General features: G+C 61.1%; 10 protein-coding genes. 6 read left to right on the top strand and 4 right to left on the bottom strand.

The window, feature by feature from the left end; all coding sequences use genetic code 11:
• The first annotated feature begins 61 nt into the window (after nucleotides 1-61).
• Nucleotides 62-1,006 (top strand): DMT family transporter, encoded by a 945-nt coding sequence (locus CD175_RS00910; RefSeq protein WP_104447289.1) that lies wholly within the window; start codon nucleotides 62-64, stop codon nucleotides 1,004-1,006.
• A 250-nt stretch (nucleotides 1,007-1,256) separates the two neighbouring features.
• Entirely contained in the window at nucleotides 1,257-2,333 is a 1,077-nt protein-coding gene (gene hppD / locus CD175_RS00905; protein WP_007979060.1) for a 4-hydroxyphenylpyruvate dioxygenase, read from the top strand.
• 124 nt (nucleotides 2,334-2,457) lie between these two features.
• Here the strand turns inward: hppD and rarD are convergent, their stop codons facing one another.
• The 3 genes from rarD to CD175_RS00890 form a co-directional block, all read right to left on the bottom strand.
• Nucleotides 2,458-3,339 carry an EamA family transporter RarD gene (gene rarD, locus CD175_RS00900; protein WP_104447288.1) on the bottom strand — a complete coding sequence of 294 codons (882 nt, stop codon included), beginning with the start codon at nucleotides 3,337-3,339 and terminating at the stop codon, nucleotides 2,458-2,460.
• A 193-nt stretch (nucleotides 3,340-3,532) separates the two neighbouring features.
• Nucleotides 3,533-4,546, bottom strand: coding sequence for an aldo/keto reductase (locus CD175_RS00895; RefSeq protein WP_104447287.1), 1,014 nt, complete (start codon nucleotides 4,544-4,546; stop codon nucleotides 3,533-3,535).
• 193 nt (nucleotides 4,547-4,739) lie between these two features.
• A complete protein-coding gene (locus CD175_RS00890) occupies nucleotides 4,740-6,050 on the bottom strand; it encodes an MFS transporter (RefSeq protein ID WP_104447286.1) in 1,311 nt (436 codons plus the stop codon).
• A gap of 170 nt (nucleotides 6,051-6,220) precedes the next feature.
• On the opposite strand from CD175_RS00890, the gene CD175_RS00885 reads away from it, so the two are divergent.
• From CD175_RS00885 to CD175_RS00870, 4 genes are all read left to right on the top strand, one after another.
• Nucleotides 6,221-7,342, top strand: a complete 1,122-nt coding sequence (locus tag CD175_RS00885) for a sugar diacid recognition domain-containing protein (RefSeq protein WP_104447285.1) — start codon at nucleotides 6,221-6,223, stop codon at nucleotides 7,340-7,342.
• Nucleotides 7,343-7,570: 228 nt separating this feature from the next.
• Complete coding sequence (locus CD175_RS00880) at nucleotides 7,571-8,713, top strand: glycerate kinase (protein WP_104447284.1); 1,143 nt, start codon at nucleotides 7,571-7,573, stop codon at nucleotides 8,711-8,713.
• Between the two features lie 239 nt (nucleotides 8,714-8,952).
• Nucleotides 8,953-10,140: a pyridoxal phosphate-dependent aminotransferase gene (locus CD175_RS00875; RefSeq protein ID WP_104447283.1), complete on the top strand. Its 1,188-nt coding sequence runs from the start codon at nucleotides 8,953-8,955 to the stop codon at nucleotides 10,138-10,140.
• A gap of 252 nt (nucleotides 10,141-10,392) precedes the next feature.
• On the top strand, nucleotides 10,393-11,310 hold the full coding sequence (locus tag CD175_RS00870) for an IS110 family transposase (protein WP_104447282.1): 918 nt from the start codon (nucleotides 10,393-10,395) through the stop codon (nucleotides 11,308-11,310).
• Nucleotides 11,311-11,395: 85 nt separating this feature from the next.
• On the opposite strand, the gene CD175_RS00865 is transcribed toward CD175_RS00870, so the two are convergent.
• Nucleotides 11,396-12,373: a 2-hydroxyacid dehydrogenase gene (locus CD175_RS00865; RefSeq protein ID WP_104447281.1), complete on the bottom strand. Its 978-nt coding sequence runs from the start codon at nucleotides 12,371-12,373 to the stop codon at nucleotides 11,396-11,398.
• Nucleotides 12,374-12,393 lie beyond the last annotated feature (20 nt).

Genomic DNA, 12,393 nt, shown 5'->3' with positions numbered 1-12,393 from the left:
ACGATGACTGAGTATTAGTCGGATGATAACTCATCTCTCCGACATCCGACCCTGGAACCTTATGACGATCTGTGAGCAAACCCTGTCAAAACCCTCGGATGTGCCGGTGTATCTGAAACTGGCGGGCGTCAGCATGGTGTGGGGCGGCACCTTCGTTGCCGGACGCTTTCTGGCTGACGGCCTCAGCCCGCTGCTGGCTGCCAGCCTGCGGTTTTTACTGGCCAGCGTGGCATTGCTGCTGTTTATACACATGGCGCGCATACCGCTGCTCCGACCCAGCGCCCGGCAATGGCTGCAATTGGTCTTGCTTGGCTTTTTCGGGATCTTCTTCTACAACCTGTGCTTCTTTTATGGCCTGCATTACATCAACGCTTCACGGGCATCCTTGATCGTGGCACTGAACCCGGCCGTGATCGGCCTGGCTTCCTGGCTACTGTTCAAGGAGCGTTTGAACCGGGCAAAAGTCGCCGGTATCTCAATCTGCATGGCGGGCGCGAGCATGGTGATCGTCAGTCGCAACCCGCAATTATTGGCCGCAGGTACCGATGCCTGGATCGGCGATCTGCTGATTTTCGGCTGCGTGCTCGGCTGGGGTGTCTACTCGCTTTGCTCCAGAGAGCTGAACCAGACCCTGGGACCAGTGCAAACGGTGACCTGTTCGATTCTGCTGGGCACCGTCATGCTCTGGATGACCTGCCTTGTCCGTGGCGAGGTGAGTGTCTCTGCGATCGCTCACCTGGATGCCCAGCAATGGTTGAGCCTTTTGTACCTCGGCGTGCTGGGTTCGGCGCTGGCGTACATTGGCTACTACGACGGCATCCGCACAATCGGTGCAACGCGTTCCGGGGTGTTCATTGCCTTGAACCCGTTGACAGCGGTGATCCTGGGGGCGCTGTTGCTCGATGAGCCGTTGACGCTGGCCATGTGCCTGGGTGGCGGGCTGATACTGGCGGGGATTTTCCTCTGCAACAAACCCCTTGCGCGGGTAAGGAAAAAGGGGATTTGATACAGAAGGCGGACAAATCTATTTACGCTGTGTAGAATCAGGTTACGCATACAATAATAATCGTCTTCTGGCAGCAGAAGCCTCGCCCGCAAGAGCCTTGGGTCGATAATGAAGATATTCGGGTTTCAACTGATCTACGGTGATTTTCTCGCCCGCAGCGTGCGGGGCATCTCCTGTGCGCCACCCAGCGGTCTCAGCATTGCTTACAACTAACCTTAGTTAATTGATAAAAAATGATGAGGCGCCAACCATGGCAGATTTATACGAAAACCCAATGGGCCTGATGGGCTTTGAATTCATCGAGCTCGCATCGCCGACCCCGAACACCCTGGAGCCGATCTTCGAGATCATGGGCTTCACCAAGGTCGCGACCCACCGCTCCAAGGACGTGCACCTGTATCGCCAGGGCGCGATCAACCTGATCCTCAACAACGAACCCCACAGCGTCGCCTCGTACTTTGCGGCCGAGCACGGCCCGTCGGTGTGCGGCATGGCGTTCCGCGTCAAGGATTCGCAGAAAGCCTACAAGCGTGCCCTGGAACTCGGCGCCCAGCCGATCCACATCGAGACCGGCCCGATGGAGCTGAACCTGCCGGCGATCAAAGGCATCGGCGGCGCGCCGCTGTACCTGATCGACCGTTTCGGTGAAGGCAGTTCGATCTATGACATCGACTTCGTGTTCATCGAAGGCGTTGACCGCCACCCGGTCGGTGCCGGTCTGAAGATCATCGATCACCTGACCCATAACGTGTATCGCGGTCGCATGGCCTACTGGGCCAACTTCTACGAGAAGTTGTTCAACTTCCGCGAAATCCGCTACTTCGACATCAAGGGCGAGTACACCGGCCTGACCTCCAAGGCCATGACCGCACCGGATGGCATGATCCGCATCCCGCTGAACGAAGAATCGTCCAAGGGCGCCGGGCAGATCGAAGAGTTCCTGATGCAGTTCAACGGCGAGGGCATTCAGCACGTTGCCTTCCTGTCCGATGACCTGCTCAAGACCTGGGATCACCTGAAAAGCATCGGCATGCGTTTCATGACCGCGCCGCCGGACACCTACTACGAAATGCTCGAAGGCCGTTTGCCGAACCACGGCGAGCCGGTGGGCGAACTGCAGGCACGTGGCATCTTGCTGGACGGTTCGTCCGAGTCGGGCGACAAGCGTCTGCTGTTGCAGATCTTCTCGGAAACCCTGATGGGGCCGGTGTTCTTCGAGTTCATCCAGCGCAAGGGCGACGACGGTTTCGGCGAAGGCAACTTCAAGGCGCTGTTCGAATCCATCGAGCGGGATCAGGTTCGTCGTGGCGTGTTGTCCACGGACTAAACCATTACACCGATAAAACTGTGGGAGCGAGCTTGCTCGCGATGGCGGTTGTACATTCAACATTAATGTTGACTGACACACCGCATTCGCGAGCAGGCTCGCTCCCACATCTGTTTTGTGTGTACTAAGGCCTGCGCTGCCGCACCAGATGTTTGAACCCTTCAAACACCAGCACCAGCACCGCCATCCAGATCGGGATATAGGTCAGCCATTCGCCGGCCTTGATACTCTCTCCCAGCAGCAGCGCCACGCCCAGCAGCAGCACCGGTTCGACGTAGCTCAACAAGCCGAACAGGCTGAACGGCAGCAGGCGACTGGCAATGATGTAGACCACCAGCGCTGAAGCGCTGATCACGCCGAGCAGCGGGATCAGCAGCGACAACCATGGGTGCTGGTCAAACACGAGAAAACCCTGTGCACCGCTCTGAACGAACCAGAAGGCCACGGGCAGCGTCAACGCCATGTCCAGCCACAAGCCGCCGAGGTTGTCCGCTGCCAGCCGTTTGCGCAGAACGAAGTAAGTCGGATAGCCAATGCAGACCAGCAAGGTCGCCCAGGAAAAACCACCGACCTGATACACCTCGTTGACCACGCCCAGGCAGGCGAATACCACGGCGACTTTTTGCAGGTACGACAGGCGTTCGCCATAGGCGATCCGCCCGGTCAACACCATGGTCAGCGGCAGCAGGAAATAACCGAGGGATACATCCAGGCTGTAGCCGTTCAGCGGCGCCCACATGAACAGCCACAATTGCACGCCGAGCAGGGCAGAGGAGGCGATCAACGCGCCAATCAGCTTCGGATCGGCCTTGGCGCGCCGCACGATCTCCAGCACGCGCTTCCACTCGCCGGACACCACCATGAACACGGTCATGCACGGCACGGTCAGCAGCATGCGCCAACCGAAGATTTCCACGCCGCTCAAGGGGGTGAGCAGCGACGTGTAGTAATACATGACGGCAAACAGCACCGAGGCTGAAACCGATAGAGCGATACCTTTAGACAAGCTGTCCTCGCGAGGTTGAAGGTGAAACGGGGGGGCGGAGGATACGCGTTTTCGCCGACTGATATTGACCATTCAATCAACACAGCTTCTGTAGGAGCCGGCTTGCCGGCGATTGCTGCTTAACATTCAACATGAATGCTGGCAGGTAGGCCGCTATCGCTGGCAAGCCAGCTCCTACAGGGTGAGTAGTGGGTCAGATTGGGTGTGGCTTGCGCCCGGACACAAAATGGCTCACATCATTGAACCCCGGTGTCGACGCATGTCCCGGTGTCACCAGCGCATCGATGAACGCCTCGTCCTCGGCCGTGATCTTCACCGCCTGCGCCTTAGTGTAGGCGTCCCATTGCGCTTCGGTACGCGGCCCGACAATGGCCGAGGTCACGGCGCTGTTGTTCAGCACCCAGGCAATCGCGAACTCGACGATGCCGACGCCGCGCTCCTGGGTGTACTGCTGGATCTGCTGGGCGATGCGCAGGGATTCGACGCGCCATTCAGTCTCAAGGATGCGTTTGTCCTGGCGACCGGCACGGCTGTTGGCGTCCGGTTTCACATCCGGCGCGTATTTGCCGCTGAGCACTCCGCGCGCGAGCGGGCTGTAGGGCACCACGCCCAGACCATAATTTTGCGCCGCCGTGATCTGCTCGGTTTCAGCCTGGCGGTTGACGATGTTGTACAGCGGCTGGCTGATGACCGGCCGGTCGACGCCGAGCTTGTCAGCCACGCGAATCACTTCGGCGATGCGCCAGCCACGATAATTGGACAGGCCCCAATAGCGGATCTTGCCCTGGCGAATCAAGTCGCCAATGGCCGATACCGTGACATCCAGCGGCGTGTTGTGGTCTTCGCGGTGCAGGTAGTAGATGTCTAGATAGTCGGTGCCCAGGCGCGTGAGGCTGGCGTCGAGACCGTTGAACAGATGCTTGCGGCTCAGACCGCTGCGGTTGGGGACACCGTCCACGGGACCGAAGCCGACCTTGGTCGCCAGCACCCATTCATGACGGCGGCTGGCGATGGCCTCGCCGACGATTTCCTCGGAACGGCCGTTGGTGTAGACGTCGGCGGTGTCGATGAAATTGATGCCCTGGTCCCAGGCCTTGTCGATGATCCGCAGGGAGTCTTCGGTACTGGTCTGTTCGCCGAACATCATGGTGCCCAAGGTCAGCGTGGACACCTGCAGACCCGAATGACCCAGTGTGCGATAGCTCATGAGCAAATCCTTTTACCGGTGGGAAAGGCTCAATCAGATACCAGAATCGCTATGCGGGGCAAACCGAATTATCCGGCCAACGCAAAAAACTTGTGGGAGCGAGCCTGCTCGCGAAAGCGGTGTGTCAGTCAGCATTGATGTCGCTGACACTCTGCATTCGCGAGCAGGCTCGCTCCCACAAGGGTGGTGGTGCTTAGGCGCGCAACGTACGAGTCATGCGCAACGCCAGCAGACTGCCGCAGACAATCACTCCCGCCAGCAGGTACAGCGCCGCATCGGTCGAACCGGTGCTGTCCTTGACCCAACCCACCAGGTACGGGCTGAGGAAACCAGCCATCTGTCCCATGGAGTTGATCAGTGCCAGGCCACCGGCGGCAGCGCCGGCACTGAGCAGGGCGGTCGGCACCGGCCAGAACATCGGCAGGCCGGTGAGGGCGCCCATGGTGGCGATGGTCAGGCCGAGAATCGCGATGGTGGGGTTGGCGGCGAAGTTCACCGCGATCAGCAGCCCCAGCGCGCCCATCAGCATCGGCACCACCAGATGCCAGCGACGCTCCTTGCGCAGGTCCGCCGAGCGGCCGACGAGCAGCATGAACACCGCCGCCAGCAGGTACGGAATCGCACTGAGCCAGCCGATCACCAGGTTATCGCTGAAGCCCAGGTTCTTGATGATCGATGGCAGCCAGAAGTTGATCGCGTACACACCGCTCTGGATGCAGAAGTAGATCAGGCCGAAGGCCCAGATCGCCGGGTTCTTGAACACCGCCAGCAGCGAATCAGTCGTGGTTTTCGGTTTGTTGGCCAGGTCCTCAGCGTGGTCGCCTTCCAGCACCGAACGCTCGAACGGGGTCAGCCATTTCGCATTGGCGTAACTGTCACTGAGCAGGAAATAAGCCAGCGCACCTAGGATCACGGTCGGAATGCCTTGCAGCAGGAACATCCACTGCCAGCCGGCGAGACCGCCCTGGCCTGCGGCGAAGTGGTTGAGAATCCAGCCGGAGAAGGGGCTGCCGAGCAGGCCGGAGACCGGGATCGCCGACATGAACAACGCCATGATGCGACCACGGCGGAAGGTCGGGAACCACTGCGAGAGATACAACACCACGCCGGGGAAGAACCCGGCTTCGGCAGCACCGGTGAACAGGCGCAGGGTATAGAACTCGGTCGGTGTGGTGACGAACAGCAGGCAGGTCGACAGCGTGCCCCAGGTCATCATCATCAGCGCGATCCAGCGCCGTGGGCCGAATTTCGTCAAGGCCAGGTTGCTGGGCACGCCGCACAGCACGTAACCGATAAAGAAGATACCGGCGCCCAGGCCGTACACGGTTTCGCTGAACTTCAGCGCGTCGAGCATCTGCAGCTTGGCAAATCCAACGTTGACCCGGTCGAGGTAGTTGAACAGGTAGCAGATGAATATGAAGGGGATCAAACGCAGGGTGATGCGCTTGTAGACGGCGTTTTTGTCGTCAGCGATGGCCTCGGACGCTACGGCGCTCTGTGTCATGGCGGCTCTCTCTTTATTATGATTTTTTGCGATGCAAAGGGTAACGTTGATCGCCCAGAGAGTCTCGACCACCCTCAGGGTGGCTGTCTTTGTGCCTGAGCACAGGGTTTGCAACCAAGGCCTGTGCGGGTGAACAACCCGTTCCATCACCGTCTTCAAGGATCACTTGCATGTTCGAACTCGATCACGACCTGGCCCAGGACATCGTCGACCGGGCGATGGCCATTCTGCCGTACAACGTCAACGTCATGGACAGCCAGGGCCTGATCCTGGGCAGCGGTGAACCGGAGCGGGTCAACACCCGGCATGAAGGCGCGCAACTGGTCCTGGCCAACGGCCGCGTAGTGGAGATCGATGCGCAGACGGCGATTCATCTCAAGGGCGTGCAGCCGGGCATCAACCTGCCGCTGTTGCTCGATCAGCGCCTGATTGGCGTGCTGGGTATCACCGGCGAACCCGAGCAACTGCGAACCTATGCCGAACTGGTGCGCATGACCGCCGAAATGCTGGTAGGCCAGCGCAACCAGCAGGCCGAACAGCAATGGCGGCGCCAGCGCTGCGATGATCTGCTGGCGCTGTTGCTCAGCGAAGCCGGGGATTCGCCGCGACTGATCGATGAAGCGCAGCAGTTGGGCCTCAAGCCACAAATGACCCGGGTGCCGTACCTGTTCGAACTGGGCCTGGAGCACGCGGCGGGGCAAACCGTCGAGGCACTGAGTGCCTGGTTGACCACTCGCCATCCGGACAGTTGGTGCGTCAGCTCGGCCAAAACCTCGTTGCTCTGGTGCCGGCCGGCCAGCCAGACGATCGAGAACGAGCGCTTGCTGGACAAGCTTGACGGCCTCGGCTGGAACATCCTGCGCATTGCCGTCGGTGGGCAAGCCGATGGGCTGGCGGGGTTGCGTCGCTGCTATCGCCGGGTCGGTGACTTGCTGGCCTACGGGCGCGAAGTGTTGCCGCGCTCCCGGTTGTTGACGCTCAACCGCTATCGGTTGCCGGTGATGCTCTGGCGCCACCGCAACGACGACGCCCTCGACGAATTGCTCAACCCGCTGCGCAAGGTCATTGCCAAGGACAGCAATGGTCAGTTGCTGGCGACCCTGCGCAGTTGGTGTGAACACGACGGCCAGAGCCAGGCCTGCGCCGATGCGCTGGGCATTCATCGCAACAGCCTGCGTTACCGCATGGAGCGGATTGCCGAGCTCAGCGGCGTCGACCCGCTTCGGCTGGACGGCATGCTCGCGTTGTACCTCGGCGTCCAACTCCTCCCCGAGCCAGACTCAATTTCGTGAGCGACAAAATCCCCCTGTAGGAGCGAGCCTGCTCGCGAAAGCGGCGCATCAGTCAGCATGGATGTCGCTGACACACCGCCATCGCGAGCAGGCTCGCTCCCACAGGTAACGCGTCTGCCTCGGGTTTTGTGGAAATGAACAATAATCCTCTTTGCCGCTTGTGCAGCGGACCGGCGTTATTGTTCATGGCGGCTGGCAGCATGTGGACATTGGAACTGGAGAATTCCCATGAAAATCGTGATCGCCCCCGACTCGTTCAAGGACAGCCTCAGCGCTCAAGGCGTAGCCGACGCCATTGCCTTGGGATTGGCGCAGGTCTGGCCTGATGCCCAACTGATCAAATGCCCGATGGCCGACGGCGGGGAAGGGACTGTCGAGTCGATTCTTGCCGCGTGCGAAGGCGAACTGCGTCGCACCCTGGTTCGCGGGCCGATGGGGGCCATGGTGGAGGCCGCCTGGGGCTGGTTGCCGCAGAGCCACACCGCAATCATCGAAATGGCCGAGGCCAGCGGATTGCAGTTGGTCCCGGTGGCGCAGCGCGACGCGTGCATCAGCAGCACCTTCGGCACCGGGCAATTGATCCGTGCCGCACTGGATGCCGGTGCACAACGGGTGATCCTGGCGATTGGCGGCAGCGCGACCAACGACGGCGGCGCCGGTGCCATGCAGGCCTTGGGCGTGAAATTACTGGACGCTCAGGGGCAGACGCTGTCACCGGGTGGCCTCGCCCTTGCGCAATTGGCCCGCGTGGACCTGAGCGACATCGATCCGCGTCTGGCGCAGGTGCGCTTCGACATCGCCGCCGACGTCAATAACCCGCTGTGCGGCCCCCACGGCGCCTCGGCGATTTTCGGCCCGCAAAAAGGCGCCTCGCCCGTGCAGGTCGAACAACTGGACCAGGCGCTGGGGCACTTTGCCGACCATTGCGCGGCCGCTTTGCGCAACGACGTTCGCGACGAACCGGGGAGTGGCGCGGCGGGTGGCCTGGGGTTTGCCGCCAAGGCGTTCCTGGGCGCGCAGTTCAAGGCCGGGGTCGAGGTGGTCGGCGAACTGGTGGGCTTGGCCGAGGCGGTTGCAGGCGCTGACCTGGTGATCACCGGCGAAGGGCGTTTCGATGCGCAAACCCTGCGCGGCAAGACGCCATTCGGTGTGGCGCGTGTCGCCAGGCAGCACGCCGTGCCGGTCATCGTCATCGCCGGCACGCTGGGCGAGGGGTATCAGGCGCTTTACGAGCACGGCATCGACGCTGCGTTTGCTCTGGCAAGCGGGCCGATGACCCTGGAGCAGGCCTGCGCCGAGGCGCCGCGCTTGCTGCGTGAGCGGGCAACCGACATCGCGCGTGTCTGGCGGATGGCCGTCCGCAAGCATTGAACGATTCCAATCAATGACATCTTTGTGGCGAGGGAGCTTGCTCCCGTTCGGTTGCGCAGCAACCGCCATTGAATGGGGCCGCTGCGCAGCCCAGCGGGACGGTGCGGCGTTCCGACGAGCTCCCTCGCCACAAAGTCCCCGATGGCAATTTTGAGGCTGGATTTGAAACGCCATGCTGGCGCGTTTCGTGATTTGCGATAGGGTTGAGGCTTGGAGCACCCGCGCGACTGGAGAACGACATGCGCTACTCAGCCTTGACCCAACGAATCGCCGGTGACGGAGCGGCGGCCTGGCAGATTCACGATCGAGCGCTGCATTTGCGCGAACAGGGCGTCGACGTCTTGCTGTTGTCCATTGGCGACCCGGACTTCGATACGCCGCAACCCATTGTCCAGGCCGCCATCGCCAGCCTGTTGGCCGGTGATACGCACTACCCTGAAGTGCGCGGCAGTCGTGGGCTGCGCGACAGCATTGCCCGCCGGCATCGGCAACGCAGTGGCCAGGTGGTGGATGGCGAACACGTGATCGTCTTTCCGGGGGCGCAGTGCGCGGTGTATTCGGTGGCGCAGTGCCTGCTCGACCCGGGCGATGAAGTGATTGTCGCCGAGCCGATGTACGTGACCTATGAAGGCGTGATCGGCGCGTGTGCGGCCACCGTGGTCCCGGTGCCCGTGCGCCCGCAGAATGGGTTTCGCGTCGACCCGCTGGATGTCGCGGCGCGGATCACGCCCAGGACCCGCGCCATACTGCTCAACAGTCCGAACAATCCATCCGGCGCCAGTTTGTCACTGGCCATCTGGCAAGCGCTGGCGGCGCTGTGCATTCGTCACGATTTGTGGCTGATCAGCGATGAGGTCTACAGTGATCTGCTGTTCGAAGGCCAGCACATCAGTCCGGCGAGTCTGCCGGGCATGGCCGAGCGCACCGCCACGATCAACAGCCTGTCCAAGTCCCACGCCATGAGCGGTTGGCGGGTGGGCTGGGTGATCGGGCCCAAACCCATGGCGGGTCACCTGGTCAATTTGTCGCTGAGCATGTTGTTCGGCATTCCGGATTTCGTGCAGAACGCTGCGCAGTTGGCGCTGGACCGGAACCTGCCGGAAGTGGCGATGATGCGCGAAGAGTATCGCCAGCGCCGCGACCTGGTGTGTGCAAGCCTGGGGCAATGCCCGGGGCTCAAGCCGATACGCCCGGACGGCGGAATGTTCGTGATGGTCGATGTGCGCCAGACCGGGTTGTCGGCCCAGCGCTTCGCCGAGCGACTGCTGGAAGGTTATGGCGTGTCGGTGTTGGCCGGTGAAGCTTTCGGGCCGAGTGCGGCGGGGCATATCCGCATCGGTCTGGTGGTGGATCAGCTGAAGCTGGCTGATGCCTGCCGGCGGATTGCTTTGTGTGCGACGGATTTGCTGGAGGTGCGGCGGGCCTGAAGGGTTGTGTTGCCTGTGCTGGCCTCTTCGCGAGCAAGCCCGCTTGTGTCTAGATCTAGGGATAAACTCTGGGGTGAGAGAGGTGGATGGCAAGCTGTGAGTCCGCGGTGCTAAAAGCACGTGTGGGAGCCAAGCTGCCATCCACCTTTCCACTCTGGCCCATAAGCCCGAACAGTTGGACGAGCGCCACTCGAATCACAAGCGTGGGCAAAGCCAGAGCACTCTCACTCCTGAGTGTAAGAGGGTTTTGCCATGATTTCCTGGGTCGGCATCGATATCTCCAAATCAAACCTGGTTGTATGGGTTCAACCTCAAGGTGAAGGTTTTGACCTTCCCAATACGTCAGAAGGCTTTGTTGAGCTGATTGAGCGCCTGAGCCAGTACGAGGTTGACCGGGTTCTGCTGGAGGCCACCGGTGGGTACGAATGCAAGGTCATGGCGGCGCTGCAAGGCGCCAACTTCAAAGTGCTTAGAATCAATCCCCGCCGGGCCAGAGCCTTCGCCGTGGCCATGGGCAAGAATGCCAAGACCGACCCCATCGACGCGGCCGTGCTGGCGGACTTCGCTGAAGTGCTGCATGCATCCCGCGACAAGATCATTTCGCCGGAACGTGAAGCGCTGCGCGAGCTGATCCAGTTGCGCGAGCAGTTTGTTCAGCAACGAGACGACAACAAGCGCCGGCTTCAGCAAGTTCAACTACCCGCTGTTACCGTGGCGATCAAAGGTCTTGTTCACTACCTGCAAGTGCAGATCAAGCAGCTCGATAAAACCATCCATCAGAGCATGCATGAGCTGGATGCCGAAAAAGCCGAGCGACTCATTTCCGTTAAAGGCATCGGTACGGTGGCCACAGCCAGCTTGCTGGTTTATCTGCCCGAATTGGGAGCGCTTGATCGTCGTGAAGTGGCGGCCTTGGCGGGAATTGCGCCGTACAACGACGACAGTGGCAATCACAGCGGAAAACGTCAAATCTACGGAGGCAGAGCCCGCGTCAGACGTGCGCTTTACCTGTCTTGCTGGGTCGTGATCCGTCATCAGCCAGACTTCAAGGCACGTTATGACGCTCTTCGGGAGCGAGGCAAGAGCGCGAAAGTCGCGCTCATCGCCTGCATGCGGATCCTACTGATCAGGCTGAATGCCATGTTGCGGGACGGCACCGAGTGGCGGTGACGAGTGGCTGGGGGAAGACAGTTGCTCCCACCCTAATGTGGGAGCGGGCTTGCTCGCGAAGGCTGCCTGACAGGCGCCGAATACCTCAGCCCTTCCACGCTAGAGCGTTCACCAGATTGGCCGGCCGCTCACCGGCCAGCGCCGCCAACAGGTTGTCCACCGCGCATCTGGCCATGGCCTCCCGTGTTTCATGGGTGGCCGAGCCGATGTGGGGTGTCGCCACCACGTTGTTCAACTGCAGCAATGGCGAGTCCTGATTCAAGGGTTCGTGATCGAAAACATCCAGCCCCGCCGCGCGAATCCGACCCGTGCGCAAGGCTTCGATCAGCGCCGCTTCGTCCACCACTTTACCCCGTGAAATATTGATGAAGATGGTCTCTGGACGCATCAGGGCGAACTGCTCTGCGCCGATCAGCCCTTGGGTTGCAGCGGTCAGCGGTAACGTCAGGCAAACGAAATCGGCCTGTTGCAACAGTTCCGGCAGGCTTCGATAGTGCGCATCGAACCGCTGTTCCACCGCCGGTTTAGGTGACTGGCTGTGGTAGATCACCGGCATGCCAAACCCGAAATGCCCGCGCTGCGCGAGGGCCTCGCCAATACGGCCCATGCCGATGATGCCCAGGGTTTTGCCGTGCACGTCGCTGCCGAAATGCGCAGGGCCGATGTTGCGGTTCCATTGGCCGGCGCGAACCAGGTTCGCCAGTTCCACCACCCGCCGGGCGGTGGCCAGGATCAGGGCAAAACCAGTGTCGGCAGTGGTTTCGGTGAGCACATCCGGCGTGTTGCTCAGCAGGATTCGCCGTTCGGTGAGGTAGTCGATGTCGTAGTTGTCGACGCCCACCGAGACGCTGGCAATGGCTTGAAGGTCGGGCGCCAGGTCGAGCAGTTCGGCATCCAGCTTCAGGCTGGCACCGAGCAGACCGTGAGCGCGGGGCAGGGCATCGCGCAGTTTGGCCAGGCCCTCGGCATCAAGGTTTTCGATCAGCGTCACTTCGACCTGCTCGTGCAGACGAGCCATCAATAGCGGCGAGAGTTTCTTGTACAGGACGACCTGCTTTTTCATCTTCGAGATCTCAACGTCAA

It is taken from the genome of Pseudomonas laurylsulfatiphila, assembly GCF_002934665.1.
Taxonomy (GTDB): Bacteria; Pseudomonadota; Gammaproteobacteria; order Pseudomonadales; family Pseudomonadaceae; genus Aquipseudomonas; species Aquipseudomonas laurylsulfatiphila.
Note: the sequence above shows the minus strand (reverse complement) of the source record. Positions and strands in the feature narration are given on the sequence as shown.

Excerpts from the sequence above, each read along its gene's own strand:
- CD175_RS00910 (WP_104447289.1), top strand. The coding sequence starts at position 62 with ATGACGATCTGTGAGCAAACCCTGTCAAAACCCTCGGATGTGCCGGTG.
- hppD (WP_007979060.1), top strand. The coding sequence starts at position 1,257 with ATGGCAGATTTATACGAAAACCCAATGGGCCTGATGGGCTTTGAATTC.
- CD175_RS00895 (WP_104447287.1), bottom strand. The coding sequence starts at position 4,546 with ATGAGCTATCGCACACTGGGTCATTCGGGTCTGCAGGTGTCCACGCTG.
- CD175_RS00890 (WP_104447286.1), bottom strand. The coding sequence starts at position 6,050 with ATGACACAGAGCGCCGTAGCGTCCGAGGCCATCGCTGACGACAAAAAC.
- CD175_RS00885 (WP_104447285.1), top strand. The coding sequence starts at position 6,221 with ATGTTCGAACTCGATCACGACCTGGCCCAGGACATCGTCGACCGGGCG.
- CD175_RS00880 (WP_104447284.1), top strand. The coding sequence starts at position 7,571 with ATGAAAATCGTGATCGCCCCCGACTCGTTCAAGGACAGCCTCAGCGCT.
- CD175_RS00875 (WP_104447283.1), top strand. The coding sequence starts at position 8,953 with ATGCGCTACTCAGCCTTGACCCAACGAATCGCCGGTGACGGAGCGGCG.
- CD175_RS00870 (WP_104447282.1), top strand. The coding sequence starts at position 10,393 with ATGATTTCCTGGGTCGGCATCGATATCTCCAAATCAAACCTGGTTGTA.
- CD175_RS00865 (WP_104447281.1), bottom strand. The coding sequence starts at position 12,373 with ATGAAAAAGCAGGTCGTCCTGTACAAGAAACTCTCGCCGCTATTGATG.